The sequence below is a fragment of the Enterococcus diestrammenae genome (assembly GCF_049384045.1).
Classification (GTDB): Bacteria; Bacillota; Bacilli; order Lactobacillales; family Enterococcaceae; genus Enterococcus_C; species Enterococcus_C diestrammenae.
In genome coordinates this window covers 21,390-39,962 of record NZ_JBMRGR010000014.1, presented here as the reverse complement: position 1 = coordinate 39,962, position 18,573 = coordinate 21,390, and the positions used below count along the sequence as shown (strand labels likewise).

The 18,573-nt window shown below is 35.9% G+C and carries 21 protein-coding genes and 1 pseudogene; 8 read left to right on the top strand and 14 right to left on the bottom strand.

What is annotated here, in order from left to right:
* Positions 1-50: 50 nt before the first annotated feature.
* The 7 genes from ACO03U_RS10315 to ACO03U_RS10285 all read right to left on the bottom strand — a co-directional run bounded on the left by ACO03U_RS10315 (position 51) and on the right by ACO03U_RS10285 (position 4,217).
* Positions 51-479: a hypothetical protein gene (locus ACO03U_RS10315; protein WP_204687267.1), complete on the bottom strand. Its 429-nt coding sequence runs from the start codon at positions 477-479 to the stop codon at positions 51-53.
* Positions 480-498: 19 nt separating this feature from the next.
* Positions 499-711, bottom strand: a complete 213-nt coding sequence (locus ACO03U_RS10310; RefSeq protein ID WP_204687266.1) for a hypothetical protein — start codon at positions 709-711, stop codon at positions 499-501.
* 241 nt (positions 712-952) lie between these two features.
* Positions 953-1,504 (bottom strand): GNAT family N-acetyltransferase, encoded by a 552-nt coding sequence (locus ACO03U_RS10305; RefSeq protein ID WP_423104730.1) that lies wholly within the window; start codon positions 1,502-1,504, stop codon positions 953-955.
* 136 nt (positions 1,505-1,640) lie between these two features.
* On the bottom strand, positions 1,641-1,856 hold the full coding sequence (locus ACO03U_RS10300) for a helix-turn-helix domain-containing protein (protein WP_161869010.1): 216 nt from the start codon (positions 1,854-1,856) through the stop codon (positions 1,641-1,643).
* Positions 1,857-1,868: 12 nt separating this feature from the next.
* Positions 1,869-2,429, bottom strand: coding sequence for a DUF2975 domain-containing protein (locus ACO03U_RS10295; protein WP_204687265.1), 561 nt, complete (start codon positions 2,427-2,429; stop codon positions 1,869-1,871).
* A 268-nt stretch (positions 2,430-2,697) separates the two neighbouring features.
* Complete coding sequence (locus ACO03U_RS10290; RefSeq protein WP_204687264.1) at positions 2,698-3,534, bottom strand: glycosyltransferase family 8 protein; 837 nt, start codon at positions 3,532-3,534, stop codon at positions 2,698-2,700.
* A gap of 299 nt (positions 3,535-3,833) precedes the next feature.
* Complete coding sequence (locus ACO03U_RS10285; RefSeq protein ID WP_204687263.1) at positions 3,834-4,217, bottom strand: hypothetical protein; 384 nt, start codon at positions 4,215-4,217, stop codon at positions 3,834-3,836.
* A 241-nt stretch (positions 4,218-4,458) separates the two neighbouring features.
* Here ACO03U_RS10285 and ACO03U_RS10280 point away from each other — a divergent pair, with 241 nt between their 5' ends.
* A complete protein-coding gene (locus tag ACO03U_RS10280; protein ID WP_204687262.1) occupies positions 4,459-5,100 on the top strand; it encodes a lactate utilization protein in 642 nt (213 codons plus the stop codon).
* A 327-nt stretch (positions 5,101-5,427) separates the two neighbouring features.
* Here ACO03U_RS10280 and ACO03U_RS10275 read toward each other — a convergent pair whose 3' ends face one another.
* The 6 genes and pseudogenes from ACO03U_RS10275 to ACO03U_RS10250 all read right to left on the bottom strand — a co-directional run bounded on the left by ACO03U_RS10275 (position 5,428) and on the right by ACO03U_RS10250 (position 12,559).
* Positions 5,428-6,294: a hypothetical protein gene (locus ACO03U_RS10275; protein ID WP_423104728.1), complete on the bottom strand. Its 867-nt coding sequence runs from the start codon at positions 6,292-6,294 to the stop codon at positions 5,428-5,430.
* Positions 6,272-7,791 (bottom strand): annotated as a pseudogene (locus tag ACO03U_RS10270) (DUF4127 family protein). The gene ACO03U_RS10275 and the pseudogene ACO03U_RS10270 overlap by 23 nt, the downstream one beginning before the upstream one ends.
* Before the next feature lie 11 nt (positions 7,792-7,802).
* Positions 7,803-9,680: a beta-N-acetylhexosaminidase gene (locus tag ACO03U_RS10265; protein WP_204687259.1), complete on the bottom strand. Its 1,878-nt coding sequence runs from the start codon at positions 9,678-9,680 to the stop codon at positions 7,803-7,805.
* Positions 9,681-9,686: 6 nt separating this feature from the next.
* The gene (locus tag ACO03U_RS10260; protein WP_204687258.1) at positions 9,687-10,505 is read right to left on the bottom strand and encodes a carbohydrate ABC transporter permease; all 819 of its coding nucleotides are present in this window, start codon (positions 10,503-10,505) and stop codon (positions 9,687-9,689) included.
* Between the two features lies 1 nt (position 10,506).
* The gene (locus ACO03U_RS10255; protein ID WP_204687257.1) at positions 10,507-11,430 is read right to left on the bottom strand and encodes a carbohydrate ABC transporter permease; all 924 of its coding nucleotides are present in this window, start codon (positions 11,428-11,430) and stop codon (positions 10,507-10,509) included.
* Positions 11,431-11,443: 13 nt separating this feature from the next.
* Positions 11,444-12,559, bottom strand: coding sequence for an ABC transporter substrate-binding protein (locus tag ACO03U_RS10250; protein WP_423104726.1), 1,116 nt, complete (start codon positions 12,557-12,559; stop codon positions 11,444-11,446).
* A gap of 324 nt (positions 12,560-12,883) precedes the next feature.
* Here ACO03U_RS10250 and ACO03U_RS10245 point away from each other — a divergent pair, with 324 nt between their 5' ends.
* From ACO03U_RS10245 to ACO03U_RS10220, 6 genes are all read left to right on the top strand, one after another.
* On the top strand, positions 12,884-13,579 hold the full coding sequence (locus ACO03U_RS10245) for an N-acetylmannosamine-6-phosphate 2-epimerase (protein WP_204687256.1): 696 nt from the start codon (positions 12,884-12,886) through the stop codon (positions 13,577-13,579).
* On the top strand, positions 13,576-14,457 hold the full coding sequence (locus tag ACO03U_RS10240) for an ROK family protein (RefSeq protein ID WP_204687255.1): 882 nt from the start codon (positions 13,576-13,578) through the stop codon (positions 14,455-14,457). The genes ACO03U_RS10245 and ACO03U_RS10240 overlap by 4 nt, the downstream gene beginning before the upstream one ends.
* On the top strand, positions 14,458-15,288 hold the full coding sequence (locus tag ACO03U_RS10235; protein WP_204687254.1) for a MurR/RpiR family transcriptional regulator: 831 nt from the start codon (positions 14,458-14,460) through the stop codon (positions 15,286-15,288).
* Between the two features lie 196 nt (positions 15,289-15,484).
* On the top strand, positions 15,485-16,348 hold the full coding sequence (locus ACO03U_RS10230) for an SPL family radical SAM protein (protein WP_204687253.1): 864 nt from the start codon (positions 15,485-15,487) through the stop codon (positions 16,346-16,348).
* A gap of 165 nt (positions 16,349-16,513) precedes the next feature.
* Positions 16,514-16,813 (top strand): hypothetical protein, encoded by a 300-nt coding sequence (locus ACO03U_RS10225; RefSeq protein WP_204687252.1) that lies wholly within the window; start codon positions 16,514-16,516, stop codon positions 16,811-16,813.
* Complete coding sequence (locus tag ACO03U_RS10220) at positions 16,810-17,088, top strand: hypothetical protein (RefSeq protein ID WP_423104715.1); 279 nt, start codon at positions 16,810-16,812, stop codon at positions 17,086-17,088. The genes ACO03U_RS10225 and ACO03U_RS10220 overlap by 4 nt, the downstream gene beginning before the upstream one ends.
* A gap of 58 nt (positions 17,089-17,146) precedes the next feature.
* Here the strand turns inward: ACO03U_RS10220 and ACO03U_RS10215 are convergent, their stop codons facing one another.
* On the bottom strand, positions 17,147-17,539 hold the full coding sequence (locus ACO03U_RS10215; protein ID WP_423104714.1) for an HIRAN domain-containing protein: 393 nt from the start codon (positions 17,537-17,539) through the stop codon (positions 17,147-17,149).
* Positions 17,540-17,677: 138 nt separating this feature from the next.
* Here ACO03U_RS10215 and ACO03U_RS10210 point away from each other — a divergent pair, with 138 nt between their 5' ends.
* Positions 17,678-18,535 carry an HAD family hydrolase gene (locus ACO03U_RS10210; RefSeq protein ID WP_161869021.1) on the top strand — a complete coding sequence of 286 codons (858 nt, stop codon included), beginning with the start codon at positions 17,678-17,680 and terminating at the stop codon, positions 18,533-18,535.
* Positions 18,536-18,573: the final 38 nt, after the last annotated feature.

Here is an 18,573-nt window from a genome sequence, read left to right as displayed (position 1 = left end):
AATTAGCTCAACTTTTTTTCAAGCAACTGAAAATACTTTAATAGTTGTTCCTAACATACTTCAACACTTTCCCCCACTAAGTAGAGCTTCATTTTCGAAGTAAAAAGAAGCTCATGTTGCAAATACTTGTCATCATAGGCGGTGATTTCATCTTCTGCAACGCTCCCGTAGCCGTCATCTGTAACAAAATCATCCGTATTAGCAAATTTGTACTGTAAGCAATCATACCGAAAAGAAAATTTCTGTATATTTTTCCATTTAATAATATAGTCAATATCTTCATAAGGATTACGTAAATACAGATTGACTTCTATTACTAGATTTGCTAATTCTTCTACTTCTATCTTTACTAATCGATAGTCATGAAGAGAATTATCTTTTAGAAAATGATATGAAGTACCCAAACGTTTAGATAATTGTTCTAAATTTTTATAATAACCTTCGATATCCCAGTGTTCATCATTAACAAAATATTCCATTTATAGGTATTCTCCTTATCTAAATGAATACTAAGAAAAACGCGCCCCAACTAGCTATTGCAGAAGCAGCAAAAATTGCAAAGCCAACTACAGCAATAAATATTCCAATTGCAATTACAATATCAGCCGTTTTCTTCATATTTAATTTTCGAGCTTTAATTTTCGAACGAGCTGCATTCATACTTTTTAAATCTTTTTGAGCCTTTTTATAATCATTTAGCCCTTTAATCAAGTGTTGCGAACTTTAACGGAAATCAAGCAGTAAAAATCTAACCCTACCATTTCCCTACCAAATTGAAGAACAGGCTGGAAAAACACTGGTATAATAGCTTTTTAACGAAGCTACTCATATTGAGTGGGAATAAAAAACCAACAGCAAACGATTGATATTCTCTATAAAACAATCTTCTTTAAACAGAACCCCCTTGTTAGCGCAGCAGCGACCAAGGGGGTTCTATTTATTTTTTTCTGCACTATACCTTCTCAATAAAATGATTTTGCGAATTCTGCCAGTATTTATCATATATCCACCCATTATTCCCATAAAAGTTCATTTGATACAGACGAAAGATCACAGGAAGATTCTTTGGCTGCCACTGTTCCTCATAAGAGTAGCAATAAGTCATCCCAATTTGTTTCATAACACTACCACTACGAGGATTTAAAACATCATGAGTTGCCGTGATATAAGGTAGACCATCTGCTTTCAATTGTTCAACAAGAGCCATAGCCGCTTCGGTAACTATTCCTTGGTGCCAAAATTCTTGACGTAGTCCATAACCAAAATCATAAGGTTCCTCCATCGCTACATTGATATAACCAATGGGAGAATCGTCAGTTTTTAAACAAATAGCATAAGCATATCCCCAATCTTGTTGGTACTGCTTTTGATACCTTTCCTGATAGAAGCTTTTCACTTCTTCCAATGTTTCTAACGGATACCAGGGTAAAAAGCGATTGACATTAGGATCTCTAAGAATTTGAAATAAGTCCTCTAAATCTACCTCGGTAAACTTTCTTAAAATGAGACGCTTCGTCGTAATCCGTGGTGTATTCTTTGGCTTGGTTATTTTTTCAGTTCCTTTCTAGCAAAATCCAGCATCATCTTATTCACAATGGGCGACTATTACTTTTAAAAGTACTCTCTATAAAGGCGATGGTCTATTCCTCGGGGGCTTGTTCATACTCAATTAGATCCCCTGGCTGACAGTCCAAGACGCGGCATAAGGCTTCTAGCGTCGAAAAGCGGATAGCTGTAACTTTGCCATTTTTTAATTTGGATAGATTGACATTGGTAATCCCGACTTCATCCGCTAACTCTTTCAGAGAAATTTTGCGATCTGCCATTACCCTATCTAGTCGAATAATTAAGGGCATTTTTTCTCCTCCTTACACCACATCTTCATTGAACTCCTGCAGGGACAGCCCATATTGAAAGACTTGTGCCACCACCAGTAAAATTAAGCCAATAATCAAATCATAACCAAAACCAATCGTAATTTGGATATCACCAGAAACTAGCGAGTAGACAATGGGATATAAAATCACGGGTAACACACCTAAAAGGCAAAACAGATAAGCAATTTTTCTTAGTTTTCTTGCTTTATCAAAAGTAAAGGGTGTGTCACCTTGAGACAAGTCGTTAAAAAGCGCGCTTATTTTGAAATTGGCGATAGAAACCAGAATAAAAGTGGGAATACTCACAATGAGTGCTACCGTATTACGTATTTTTTCATAATCGACTTCTGTCCGCACGATACCATTAATCCCATTATTTGTAGCGCTATAACTATAAAAGGTAATCATATCCGGATGATAGTCGATAGAAAAACTATCACTTAGAAAATACCCCAAAAGACAAGCCACTATTAAGATTAGACCGAACACCCCAGCAACGAAAAACAACATCCCCAACAAACGCGTCAAACGCAAATAACTCTTCGTTTTCATCTAACTCCCCCCTGTCTTATTCTACACTTCAATTATAAGGGCTGACTTTCTCATTAGCAATAATTTATTATCGAAAAACGATAATAAATTGTCGTAAAAATAGAAATTGACAAGCATGAACCATTTATATGAGTAGTCGTTTGTAACTAAATAAACGGCAAACAGACACACAAATCTTGCAAGTCCGATTTGTGTGTCTAATGATTTCAATTTAAATGTTTCCTTTCCTCTGCCTCAGCATTCCACTAGTTGGCCGTATTATCGTATTTCAGCTCTTTTCTACATCAAACCCTTCAACCATATTCTGATAACTTAAATACAGTGGTGTAAAGCGATTGTCATGCTTTTTGCTCCAAGGTTTTGGTTTGCCGCAAAAATGCAAAATCGCGGTATGCTTCATGACCCAGTGAATATCCCGTTTATTGAGACTCCGAGTGAGATACTTGGCATACATCCGAGCGTCGTAATTCCACTTTTCCTCATCAACCAATAAGGCATATTTGCCATACAAATAATTCAAAATATCTTGATCAGGTAAAACCAAGTAAGCCGCATGCTTCTCAATCACCTGGCTGATATCTTCCCACTTGATTTTGGCCCGAGCTTGCTCCAGATTCAATAACATCACTCCAGAATTATAATACACATGATCCAAATCTAGCCGGACTTTATTCAATGGCGTGGCTAAATCCAGCAACCCGGCATGGGTACACGCCGCTAGCAAGTAATCCGTCACATCCGTCTCCCATAGTTCCTGCAAAGAATTGATTACTAAGATATCTGGGTCAAGATACAGCACTTTCGTCAACTCTTTAGGTAAGATCTCCCCCGCCAATAGTCGAAAATACATTTCTTTAGGATAACGGGCCACAGTTGGCGCACTTTCCCATTGACTACCATCGACTTTTATTGGACAAAATGCAAAACCCAAATGGTCACAAAAAGCCTGAATATTTGCCAAACTGGCAGCTGAAATGCGCTCATGGACGAGCCATACCCGAAAAGCTTGCTTAGGATTATTCAACTGAATCGAAAATAAGGCAACTTTCAAAGGTTTCAAGTAGCCTTCATCTAAAGTAAAAAGTAATTCTATTTGATTGGTCATCGTCTTCTCCTCGTAAGGTGTTAGTGAGTAATTGCTTACACTGTATTATCATATAAAAGAGAAGTTTTGGGAACCTTTCCGTATCCAGTAGCTTGCCCTTAGCAACTGCTTATCAATAAAAAATTTGCTCCAATGAACTACATCCTTTCTGATTTTTGAGCGCCAGAACCTGCTGATTTGGCAATAGTAGTGATACTGAAAAACCTAATAAATACTTAATTACAGACGCACAAAGAAGCTAGCCATTTCCACAGCTAGCTTCTTTTAACAACCGCTAATTTTAAATTGCTACTTAGAGTCTACTGCATCCTCCGTTTGCTATAAAAACGCTCATCCATGAAAGATAAAAATACCACCAACAGTAACAGTCCCAGCGAGAGTAGGACATTCTGGCTGGAAAGAGGGCGTAATTTGAAAATCGGTGCGAATAAAAAGGCTAATCCATACAAGAATCGGCGTTCATTGCGCGACAATTTGGGATCCGCTGGGTGGCCAAATAAGCCAATCCGGATCACTTTTTGTTTAACTAAGTAGCGCCAGAAAGCAACTATCCCTACAATTACCACTACCAATGCTAGCTTTGCCCATCGATGCTGGTATTGCTGATGAAATAACATTTCCGCTCCAACCAAAAGACCATACAACACCGCCAAGCTTCTCCCCTGTTTATTCACTTTTGTCATTTGCTCCCCCCCAAGTTATTTCCTGCTAACAAAGGGAACATAACACGAGATTGTTTATATGTATGCGCTCTCATTAGTTTTCTCCGACAAAAACTGGAATCTGTCGTAAAGACTGTAAAAATCGCTAAAGCAGCCTTCAAATCATAATCAGTGAAAATTTCACCAATTCCCTACTGCTTGCTATAGACAACCCTAGTCCACTGGTCCAAAATAGAGACATCAAAACAGTCAGGAGCCCATCATGGAAGATTTTCAAACCGCCCGTAAGTACGCGGCAGCGATTACCTTAAGTAAAAAATTAACCCGGCGTAATTTTCAGCCCGTGATTTGTGCCACTCTCGCCGAAGCCAAAGAACATGCGCTACAAGCTATCGACCCTACCAAAACAGTCGGTTTCGGTGGTTCGCTGACAGTGACCGCCTCAGGACTGATCCCTGCCTTATATGAACGGGGTCAAAAAATCATTGATCGCGAACGGACCACCACACCAGAAGCCCGTCATCAGGTGATGCGGCAAGCCTTGACCGCCGATTACTTTTTGACGAGTATCAATGGCATCGCGGAAACTGGCGAACTGGTGAACGTGGACAATATCGGCAACCGTGTCGCCGCCCTCACTTTTGGTCCGGAAAAAGTCCTCGCTTTTGTCAGCATGAACAAAGTCTATGGCAACTTAGAAACCACCCTAGAGAGGGTCCGTAATCAAACCGCCCCCTTAAATTCTTGGCGGCTAAATCTAAAAGACACCCCCTGCATCAAAACGGGTAACTGTGGCAACTGCCTCAAACCAGAGTGTATCTGCAATACTATCGCCATTACTCGGCGTTCACCGGTCCCAGAGCGGATTGTGATTTATTTGATTTTGGAGGATGCGGGGATTTAATAGAAGTATAACTACCCAATAATATATTACCTATTCAAAACTTAGAAAAATAAACATGGTGAACCTTGTTATATTTAAGGCATAGAGTAAATTGGAAATGGCAGGTAGGAATAAGTAATAATTTTCTTTTTAACCCAATCAAAAAAATTATCAAGCTTATTAATAAATAGATTGAGGCCATTAGTCTACTTGAGCTTTATATATGTCCTATTGTATTAGACAATTTCCTCTTATCTAATAAAAGCCACTCAATATGACTGAAGAATAATCATATCAAGCGGCTTAATCAAACTAACGTCACACCACAGCTTTATTTCTATATATTTTTTATTTAGTGCTAGCCTCCTTAAAATCTCTTTCGATTAAATTAGACTTTAGTATTCCTTCACCCATTCCAAGCTTATTTCCTTTAAGTAAATACTTTTTAAGATTTTTCTGGAGAGAAGTATTTTCTGGGAGTTGTGAAACCTCAACGTTCGACCCCTGATAAACCCACTTTCGATAATCCTCAATATCAATATCAGAAATTATAGTAAAATCATTATAAAAATCACAAATTTTAGAGTTCTTTGGAAGTAGTCTAACTAAATTTGGGGAAAGTAACCAAGAAGTACACTTTACTTTAGACCTACTAAATGACGGAAAAAACTTTGAAATAAAGTAACATAATTTTTGATAAGAAAGATAACGATCTTTTCTCTCTAGGGAAGCATTCTGTGGTACATGAAGACTAATTTCATTATTTTTAAATTCATATTCAAAGCTGCCAATTCTAAATTCCTTTAAGTCTAACTGGCGTATACTCCATAACATGTCATACATATCATATTCTATCTTACCTTGATAATAGTGGATGATTCTCCCATAAAAACTCATTGTATCGATATAAGTTACTTGAGGAATTTGTTTTTGAATATAAAGAGATTGAACATACCAAGACTTTTTCAAAAACATATATGCAATAATTACTTTCTCTTCATTTTCAGTATTAGATTCAAAAAAAGCATCTTGATAAAGAGTCTTCAATCTCGCGGGGTCATCACAAATAGCTATTAAAAAAGCTAAATCTAGCATATCCTCTTCTATCGAGGATTTTAGCCTTTCATCTATTCCAACAAATAGCTTAAGCAAATCACTATTATTCAAAATTTTTGCAAGATAGTCTTCAAAACTAAGCATTCTTTTTACCGACATAAACTTCAAACATTCTATTCCAAGGAAATAGAACTTTAATTTCATCCACTGTAATTGGAACATCCAAATTAGAAAAGTATTTTTCCCAACATTGAGTTAGCAACTCATACGTTTTATCAATGACAAGGGATTGTTTATCTTTTAAATCAAAATAGGTTAAATCCCATTTAGATAAATAATTTTGGGCAATTTCGCCGCGGATAATTGGCTGGTAAAATAAATCATCACACAATGTTAAAAATAAATTTTCATTTCGTAAATTTTGATTATTAAATAATCCAAAAATACCCTCAGCTAATGCACTACCTAGAGCATTACAATTTGTATTCCAACCTCGATACGATAGTATATTTGACCATAATCTAGGTCTGTTACTAAGCAGTTCCAAAAGCTGTAAATCACCACCATTAGAAAATGATTTATCACAGATAGCAATTGGAATTTTTTTCTTGCAAATATCAGTAATTTCTTCAACAAAATAAGGAATATTACGATTTCGATCAAAAGATAGGTCTCTATGTGTTAATTGCATTGAGCTTTCCATCATTTTCTTACCTGGAGTATTATACGCCAAGACAAAATCGGCTTCATTTATATCACATGTCAATCTTGATCCCGTCACAAGAACATGTGATTTCAAGCTTTCAGCTATTTCCCGATCTTCGAATGTTGGTACAATACTAGGTCCATTAACTGAAGAGTAAGTAACATATATTTTAGGCGTACTATTATTAATTTGATTAATACCTCTAGCAAGCAATTCATAACCTACTTCATCCGCTCCAGGATATACGAGAATACACTGTGATAGGCCCTTTTCACGATTTTTGGATAAATAACTGATTGATCCATCGCTGTAAAACCATACTGATGTGAATCATCTTGTGGAATAACCATGAAATCAATTACTCCATTTTCAACTAATTCTATTAATTCTAGCGTTAAGTCTTTATTGAATTTACGTCGTGTAACGAAATCGTTTAAATCATTTTCACCGATTTTTCGTTTTAAACTAATTACTTCGTCGCTTGCAGTTTGATCAAGTTCACCTCTAGCACCTTTATCTAATAAGACGCCCAAATTAAAAATATTCAATCCATTATGCTCATAGTAATCTGGCTCCTCATCAGAACTATTATATTGTGGCGTACGCATAATCATATTTGATAAGAAAATAGTAATATTGGGATACTTTGATTTTACTTTTTTTAGTTTATTAAGAAAAACTAATTTGTCTGTTTGATCAAAATGGTGAAGCCGTGATGGAATCAATCCACCATACATCATAGTTTCTGTCGATAAAATAAGAATATCTCCATCTTCAATATTATCAAAAATAAAGTTCCAAAGTTTTACTGTATCTGCTGGCTTCTTCTTTTCTCCGAGTAAATCAATTGTGGGTGATTCAACTTGGATATTCTCAATAGAATGCACAGCTCTTAATGGATACTGATAATTGCATGGTCTTTCATCAATAGGAATATAAAGTATTTTCATTTTTTTACCTCTTATAATTTATTTACACTTGGAATTTCTGAATAAAAATTGGCTGCCAAAATTCCATCAAGATTAGTATACCAATCACTGTAGGGCAAAAGTTTTTCATGAAGTTCCGGTATTTTCTGATCTCCTTCTGATATTAAATATTGTTCGATACTACGACGAGCATTTATTAAATTTCCAATCATACCATAGTAACGTCGATTTATAACTTCCCAACCATTTATACGATAGCTCTCTGTCCAAAGGCGATGATGTGTCTGCTCATACGTCATATACAGTTCTATTAGTTCGTTGACCTTAGATAAGTCTCTTTCTAACATTGTTTGGTTATTTGACTGATAATGCAGGTGAATTTCATTACCTAGCTGTGCTTTCAATACTAGGATTTTCGATAATAACAAAAAATGTTCATAAATAGTTGAGCTAAGATTTAGTTCACTCAACTTCTTATTTAGTTTCTGATAATGTTCTGTGAGAGAATACTCTTTGATATTTTCATCGTACAAGCCCATTAGAATGTCCTGATACAAGATAACTTTACTAATAGATGAACTATAGGGATTATTTACACTAACTCCTGGAGTTTGATCAAATTGATCTAATAACTGATAAAATTCTGCAGATTCAGCTTGAAAAAGCTCAAAGTTTTTAGATACTGACTCAAAATCAATCTGCGATTCAAACTGAGCATCTGCAAATAGCTGTAATCCTAAATAAGAAGTTTGAATGGGGGTTTCAGCACCATCATCAAACCATATGGTCGCCATCACATGTTGTATACTCATCTCTTTACAAGCTTGGATTGCAGCAATAGTATTCGTAAACATACGGCCATAGTTTGGAGCAATCCCATTAAAAGTCCAAATTCCCCCTGCAAAATATATAGATTCAGACATTTTCAAATGTTTTTTTATAATATTTTTATAATCATCAACATTATCATGATAATAATCCCAATAAACTATTGTTAAGTCAGGTATCATTTTTGAAAAAGAATCACTGATTTCAACATTATTATCATAATAATCACCTGTTGGTGATAATACACGTAATAGCATATCACTCCAAATAAGTGGCTTTTTACCATATTTCTTTACAATTTTTACTACCAATTTCAAATGCTCTAGAAAAAGTTGTTCCTGAGAACAGTAAGAATGCTTTTTTAAAAATTCTCCTCTACCTAAATTCAGTGCTTCATCCATTCCTATATGGATTCGTTCAGATTTAAAACATTTACTGATAGTTCCTATCATTTGATCAATCAATTGATAGGTTTCTTCACCATGTACCATTAATGATGTTTCTGTATCTTTTACATTATGAAAATCATGCCATTTTAGTGGACGTTCTAAATGAGAAAGAGTTTGAATTGCAGGTACCAATTCAATACCCAACCCTTGTGCATAATTATCAAGTTCACATAAATCTTCTGAAGAAAATCGTCCTCTTAGATACCCAAAGTACGGTTGATTCTCTAAAGTATAGGTATCCTCCAAATACAGAAAACATGTATCATACCCAAGTGAAGCAAGCCTACATAAAAATTTTTTTAACTCAGGAACTTTCATAACAGCATTTCTTGACAAATCTAAAGATAGAGACAATTCTTTGAAATTCCGTGACTCTTCAAATGATTGATCCTGCATTCTTAGGAGCCGAGTCAACCCTCTAAAACAGGATGATATGTTCGAGGCTGTTAGAAAATATTTATTGTTTCGTCTTTTATACTGATAACCTATTAAATTATTATCTAGGGTAATTACTAATTCAATAGAATCTTCTGTTAAACTATTCTGTTTTTCAGCACCTAAATACTTCAAGACTTCAGCAATACCATCTTCTAAAATTTCACTAGATGCATAACTAATAAAAACTTTTTTCATTAAAAATTATCCTTTCGTCGCTCCGGATACACCCTCAACAAAATACTTTTGAGTAAAAATAAATACGATAATAATTGGTATTACAGAAATAACCGTACCTGCAGCAATCCATCCAAAATTATAAGAAAACTGTCCGTTTAATAAAGTTAAAGCTGCTGCTAGTGGGTATTTATCAGTATCATTTAAGACAATCATGGGCCACAAGAAATCATTCCAGTTTGCCATAAATTGAAATAATACGACAACAGCAAGAGTTGGTTTCATCATAGGCATTATTAGTTTTAAGAAAATTGTCATTTCACTTGCCCCATCCATTTTTCCTGATTCTCTAATCGAATCAGGAATCGAAAGAAATCCTTGACGCATTAAAAAAATATTGAAAACAGATACAGCTGAAGGTAAAATCACCCCGATAAAGGAATTAACTAAACCAAGATTGGTAATTGTTATATAGTTTACAATCATTCCTGCAGCAGCCGGAATAATCATCGTTGCAACAATAGCATTAAAGATTAAACCTTTACCCTTAAATTTCATTTTTGCCAAAGGGTATGCTGTTAAACTTGATAAAAAAGCATTACACATTACGCAAATCAACGTAATAATCACTGTATTTAAAATATATTTTCCAAAATCCATAAATTCCATAACTTCGCTATAGTTTTTCAGACCCAAGTTTTCAATTCGCAAATTATTTGGAAAATCGTAGACATTAGTACCTGGAAGGACTGACGAAAAAAAGAGCCATAGAAAAGGACCCACCATTAGTAATCCGACAATCATTAGGAAGAAATACAATATAATTTTTTTCGAAATTTTTTTCATCTTAATACATTCCTTCCTCAGCCTTTTTATTATATTTAAAAATTACAATACTTAATAGAATTACAATGACACTCACTATTAACCCTAAAGCCGCAGAATAACCAAAATCAAATTTTTCGAAACCATTTTTATAAATATACAAACTACTAGTCATCGTACTATTTGCTGGCCCACCTTTAGTTAAAACAAACGGTTCATCAAAGACTCGTAAAGCACCCATCAAACTCATGAGTGAGCACAGTACAATTTGCGGCCTCAATAACGGCATTGTTATTTTAAAGAAGGCTTGAACTTTCGTAGCACCATCCATTTCTGCTGCTTCTATTAACTCACCTGGAATAGACTGCAATCCAGCTAAATAAATCATCATATAATAACCTAACCCTTTCCATAGGGTAATGAACATTAACGTTGCAAGAGCCGTTTGCTTATTAGTTAGCCAACCAATATTTTCACTAATTACTCCCGTCATCTTTAACATAGCATTAATAAGGCCGTTTGAACTCAATAACCAACTCCAAATGATAGAAACAGCAACTGTAGAAGTAACTACCGGAATATAATAAAGTGTCCTAAAAAGTTTAATACCTCTAATTTTTTGATTAACCATATTCGCTAAGAGCATTGAGAAAATCTGCATAATTGGTACTATTAATACATAAATCAGGGAATTTACTAATGACATAATAAAGTCAGGATCGGAAAAAGCTTTTTTAAAATTCGCCAAGCCAACAAAAGCTGGCTCGGCAATAACAGAATAGTTAGTAAATGCAAGTGGCAAACTATAAATAATCGGCCAAAATACAAATAACATTAGAAGTACAATACCCGGAAGTAAGAATAACCACGCAGTTCGAGATTCACGATTGATATGTTTTCTTTTTAAATGACTCATATTTTCAGACAAAGTATTCTGAGTTTTCATATGTTTCCTCTTCTTATTTAAGTTTTTCATTAACAGCATCAACAGTTCTATTCAGTTCTGATTGAACATCCGCACCATTTAGTAAAATATTCTGCATTCCTTTATTAATTTCATCAAATAGCTCAACATCCAATGCCAATTCGTTCGCTTTATCAAGACTATTTGCTGATGCTACTTTCGCATCGTCTTCCAAAGAACCATTGCTTTCAGTAAAGAAACTATCCTTAACTGTTTCTTTTGTGGATGGTAATGTATTCGCGACTTTTGAGAATGCTAGTTGCTCTTCTGCATTTGTAACATAATTTACAAATTTGTATGCTAAATCCTTATTATTAGATTTTTCAGGGACGGTTAAAAACATACTTGATGAAAGTGTATGTGAATATGGAACAGGAACAGCAAGAGTATTTTCATAAACATCAGGTGCGGCGGTTTTTAATGCATTAATAAATGTTGTTCCATTAATAACTGATCCTAATTGTTCAGATGCAAACATCTGAACTTGTGCATCAATTGTAGAAGCATCTTTTGGTGCAACACCATCTTCAATCATTTTTTTATAATCTGTTAAAACTTCAATAGCTTCAGAGCTATTAAAAACCGCTTTAGTATGATCATCATTCAAAACTTTTACACCATTTGTTACTAGTGTATCCCTTACATCTGGGACGGCTGTAGTGGCATATTTCCCGCTTTTTTCATGTAATTCATTTGCCCAATCAATATAGTCTTCGAAATTTGTTGGTAAATTTTCAGCCGACATTTTTGCATCTTCAAGAATACTTTTATTAACAAACATTACTGGACAAGTTGTATACCAAGGTACAGCAAGAGTTTGATCTTTAAATTTAGGAGCATCATATATTCCCTCAAAAAATGAATTTTTTTGATTATCGCTTAAATAATCATCAGCATTTGAAAGAGCTGCTTTCGATCCCATTGACAATGCCATTTCCGCATTTAAATTAACAATATCGGGAACATCATTACTTGAAATAGAAGTTAGCAATTTATTCTTCAATGTATCGTATGGATAATCTTTCCAAACAACTTTATATCCCTTATTCTCTTTTTCAAAATTATTAATAACCTCATTAAAGTAATCGTTAAAGGTTGGCTGTAGTGAAATTGTCCAAAATTCAATTTCTTTGTCACCTTTAGCATCTCCTTTTTTTCATTTGATGATGAACATCCCGAGAAGATACCTAACATTAGTAATGATGCACCTGCTAATACAACTTTTTTCATAAGTTTCACTTTAATCATCCTCCAATAATTTTTAACCGCTTCCATCTAGCGTTGGATTTATACTAGCATAATATAATTTTTATTTCAATATTTTTATTGCGATATTTTTTATATAAAAATATAATTATTACTTAAAATAAAATTATTGAAATAATTATTATCGTGTGCTATTTTATTGCTAAATAGTATTAGTTGGAGGCAACTTATGTTAAAAAATCAGTTAAAAAATCAGTTGATAGTATCTTGTCAAGCTCTTGAAAATGAGCCGCTTCATAGCAGCTTTATTATGGGACGAATGGCTTTGGCAGCGACACAAGCTGGAGCTGGCGGGATTCGAGCCAATTCTGTTAATGATATTGAAGAAATAAAACACATCACTAATTTACCTATAATTGGTATAATAAAAAAAGATTATCCAAACTCAAATGTCTACATCACTCCAACAAAAAAAGAAATTGACTGTTTAGCTCATTGTGATGTAGAAATAATTGCACTTGATGCAACAAAGCAAGAAAGACCATCTGAATCGCTAGAGAAACTTGTCCAATATACACGTGAAAACTATCCAAATATTCTGCTTATGGCGGATATTTCAACAATAGAGGAAGGCATTTACGCTGAGAAGTTAGGATTTGATTTTATCGGTACTACACTTCATGGTTATACCACATACACTAAAGGTCAAAATATTGCTGATAATGAGTTTTCCTTTTTAAAAAACTTAGTAACTGCTGTTAATGTGCCTGTAATTGCAGAAGGAAAGATTAATACTCCTGAAAAAGCTCAAAAGGCTTTGGCAAACGGTGCGCATTGTGTTGTAGTAGGTGGCGCAATTACACGACCACAAGAAATTGCAAAAAAATTTCATGATGCATTATTAGTATTCGGAGGTAAATCATGAACTATCTTTGCTTCGATATTGGGGGAACTAATATCAAATATGCGGTAGTCTCTAATAACTTTCATTATCTACAAGAAGTACAGGAAGTTCCTACAGAAAAAACAAAAAAAGATAATAATATTTTGAATCAAATAATTGCAATCACTAATTTTGAAAAACAGAAGTATCTATTAGAAGGGGTTTGCATATCTAGTTCTGGTGTGATTGACCCTAAGCATGGTTCAATTAAGTCTGCGGGACAAACAATTCCTGGATATACAGGAACAAAGGTTGCTACAGAAGTATGGGAACAGTGTTCTCTTCCATGCACAATTGAAAACGATGTAAACTGTGCTTTATTAGCGGAAATGTCATATTTAAACGACAAATATAGAAATGTTTTTTGTTTAACAGTTGGAACCGGAATAGGCGGAGCATGCGTTATTGATCGAAAACTCTATACTGGCAATACAGGTTATGCCGGAGAAATTGGATACTTACCAATCAATAACAATCTAAATTATCAAGATATTGCGTGTACTAAATCACTTATTGATTCTATTAACTCAGAACTAAACCTTAACCTAACAAATGGGCGTGAAGTTCTAGCGAATTTAGAGTCAAACCACAAAATTGAACCTATTATAGATGACTGGCTTAAAAATATCGCCTCTGGTATTCTTATGATACAATATATACTTGCTCCAGATTTGATCATTATTGGGGGAGGTATATTTATGAACAATCAATTATTTATAAATAAACTTCAAAATATAGTAGATAATTCCTTAGAAAAAAGCTTTAAAACACATATTTCACTTTCGCTTGCAAAATTTGGTAATAATGCTGGACTAATTGGTGCACTCATATACTTTTTACACAAGAAAGGCATAAAATAGATGGATATTCTTAAACTAATTGAACAGAAATTTAACTATCTTGCTCCTAAAGAACGCAGTATTGGTATGTTTATTCTTGAAAACCCAGATAAAACTCAGTCAATGACAATCAATCAATTAGCAAGTGAAACAAATACATCAATAGGTTCTATTACTCGATTTTGTAAGAAAATGGAATGTAAAAATTACGCAGACCTTAAAATTAAGCTAGCAATGACTACGGCTTATCTTAATAATGAAAAAATGTATGATAAAGAGATCCATAATACATTAGATGAAGTTAGCTCCTATTACAAAGAAGTTATCGAAAATAACATCAGATCAATCAATGAAACTGATATCTTAAAATTAATCAAATTAATTAACCAATCTGATCATATATATATATTCGGTCTAGGGAGTTCTGCACTTACAGCTACTGAACTCAAAACCCGATTAATGCGAATGGGTTTAAATGTTCATACATGTATCGAACCTGATACTATGCGCATTACAACAAGTTTGCTGAACCCAAATGATCTTGTCATTGCTATTTCGAATTCCGGTGAGAGTAAAGATATCGTCAATGCTGTTATTGCAGCTAAAGAAAAAAAAGCTAGCGTCGTATCGTTTACAAGTTTTATCGATAGTCCTTTAACAAGGAATAGTGATTTCTTTCTTCTCGTTTATAATTCTCTATTTTTAAATAAAGAAAATTTTATTAACTCTCAATTTTCATTAATGTATTTAATTGATGTTATATCTATTTATCTATTACAAAATCAGTCATATGCTCTATCTATGAAAAAGACTATTAATGCTGTGCTTGAAAAAAATGAGATTAATCGATAACACTTTCATACAAAATATCTTCAAATAAAGTAAAACTATCCTTTAATTGGTAGTATCTTTCTTTATTTGAGGTCGATATTTTGGTGTACACTTCCTGATAAAGAACGTCTAGTTGCCAATCCCCGCCACCTTTGCTATCCTAAAAGAAAAACAGAAACGCATGTTCGTATATTTGTGTGAACAAAGGAGGCTCGCAATGCATACCAAGCGCTACAAGACCATTCTTTCACCGAAAAATGGGCTCAATCTATATCGTGGTTGTAGCCATGGCTGTATTTATTGTGATAGTCGCAGTGTTTGTTATCAAATGGACCATGGGTTTGAGGATATCGAGGTCAAAGAGGATGCCATTGCCATTTTGCGTCAGCAATTGCAGAAAAAGCGCCAGGCTTGCATGATCTCTACTGGCGCCATGACTGATCCTTATCTACATTTGGAGGAAAAATTACGATTGACCCGACAATCCTTGGAACTAGTAGAAGAATTGGGTTTCGGCGTCGCACTCTTGACAAAATCCGAGCGGGTGCTAGCCGATATCGATTTACTCCAACGCATCAACAATAAGACAAAAGCTGTCGTCCAAGTCACCTTGACCACCAGTGAAGATAGGTTAGCCAAAAAAATCGAACCTCGTGTATCTGTCACCTCCCAACGAATCCGCGTACTAGCAGAGTGTCAAAAGCGGGGAATTCCCACGGTTGTTTGGTTAGGACCGCTTTTGCCTTTTCTGACAGATACAGAGGAAAATCTCCGTGCCTTACTAGTAGCTTGTCATGAAACGGGCGTCAAAGGGATTATCAACTTTGGCTTCGGTGTCACGTTACGAGAAGGCAACCGAGAATATTTTTACCAGCAGTTGGATCGTTTATTTCCCGGTGTCAAACAACGTTACATCCAACATTTTGGCAACCGGTACGAGTGCAGCAGCCCAAACAACCAACAGTTGATGCAGGTCTATCATCAGCTATGTGAAGCATACGGCATTATGCACCACAATGAAGCAGTGTTTCGTTATTTGCAGACCTTCGAGCCAGAAAATCAACAGCTGTCATTATTTTAAGTCTTTGCAAGAACCGCTAGTTTGCGGTTCTTTTTTTAGAAATGGTATACAGTGAAAACTGACACAAACAACGAAGGTCCTGCTCGCTTTTACCCAAGCGAAGCAGGACCACTTTTTATTTTCCTAAAAAGACTGGTACAATAACAAGGTAAAGGAGGACTACCGATGGAAATTCAACTCACCCCTTTTGTCAGGAACTACTTTTCAAATCCCGACGAGCAAAAACAATTGTTCGACTTTATCCAGATAAAATTACCCATCTACGTCACTAGCCATTCATCAAAAATTAAGCTTGTGAGGCAAGGGGTCGCCCTCTATGAACTAAAAATTCGCGTAGGACGAGATTTTTATCGGCTAGCCTATACCTATCAAAAAGAGACAATCGTCGCTTGCTACCTGACAAAAACCTTGCAAAAAGTCCGTTTTGATAAAGAAGTCAACAAATACTTAAAGGAGCAACCATGAAGACGATTACCAAACAAACGGCCCTCCGCTTTGTCAAACAGCAACTAAAACACGCCACCACTGTCAGCATCACCCTACTCACCCACAAAAAGGATCGACAAGTGACTATTGAAAAACAAGGAGACCTGTTTCAAATAACAGAAAATGGCTATAAAAAGGAAACCTACACCGATTTAACTGAACAATCTGCCCTCAAACTATTCAAAAAATTGCTAGCCACCGAATTTCCTCGCAGCCATCAGCTTTACTGTCAAATCACTAGCTTGAGGGTATAACAAAAACGCCATCCCCTTTTTACTAAAGAAAATAGGGTGGCGTTTTTCCTTGCCACTTCTACTCTTGTGGCGACTTGCGCTTATCCTTCACGCGCACCACCACGCGAAATTGCCGCTCGGGATGGTTGTCCATCTTGGCCATCTGAATCCGGGCTTCAAAAATATCCGTGTGGCCAAAATACAAAAACGTAGTGAATAGTTGGTTTTTGCCCGCTGGAATATACCCCAGCTTTTTATGTTTGTAATAAATCGCCACAGCATCGGCATCGTGTGGATTGTCCGGCTCACTCACTAAAGTTACCGGCGTCCCTAGTTTTAATTCATCAATCACATCCAACCCGTCATAGTAAGCAAAACCCGCAATGTGAAAGTCCATAAAATAACGACTAGGCTCAAAGCGTTGTTTCCGCATTGAGTCAAACACTTCTTCGGCTTCAAATTCGACCCCCATTTGTTTCCCTTCTTTCTAGCTACTTGTTATCTCAAGTATAGCAAACACCCCATCATTTGCCCAACTTTGTTATACTATAGAAGAAAGATGACTGTAGGAAAGCCTGCACCATCGAGACTAGTAAAGGATGTGTTTTCCATGACTAAACCCATCGTCGCTTTTATGTACGATTTTGATCGAACGTTATGTACCAAAGACATGCAAGAATATTCCTTCATCCCCGAGCTAGGGGTGGACGCCGCCTCCTTTTGGCAAGAAGTCGCCAATTTGGCTGAAACAGAAAACATGGAGCGCATCATTTCATATATGTATTATATGATCAAATCCGCTACTGCACAAGGACTGCCTATCCGCCGGCAAGACTTCGTAGAGATGGGCCGGGACGTGGAGCTATTTCCGGGGGTAGAGAGCTGGTTTTCCCGGATGAACGCTCTGGGGGAACGTCTTGGCTTGCAAATCGAGCACTACATTATTTCCAGTGGTTTGACAGAGATTATCGAAGGCACGCCGATTCACGGAGAGTTCAAGAAAATCTACGCTTGCGAATTTCACTACGATCAAAATGGCGCAGCAGACTGGCCGGCTTTGACGGTCAACTACACCAATAAGACCCAGTTTTTGTTCCGCATTAACAAAGGGGTCCTCCCAATGACCGAAGACGAACCGCTAAATGAATTTGTCGAAGATCGTAACCGCCGGATTCCTTTTCGCAATATGATCTACATCGGTGACGGGATGACTGATGTGCCCTGCATGAAGTTAGTCAAAATCAACGGTGGCCAATCCATCGCCGTCTACACCGAACGGCAGCGAGTCAGTAGCCTGTTGACTAACCGCCGCGTGGATTTCATTGCACCAGCGGATTATCGTCCCGGTAGTCGCATTGACGAAATCTGCACGACGATTTTAGAAAAGATGGCGCTAGTGAATAAATTGGTTGATCTAAACCATCAACAGCGAGATAGTGAAAGCGTCCAAGCAGATAGCCTGTATTGAAGGAATTTTTAATTAACTTTGTAAACAAAGATGACAAG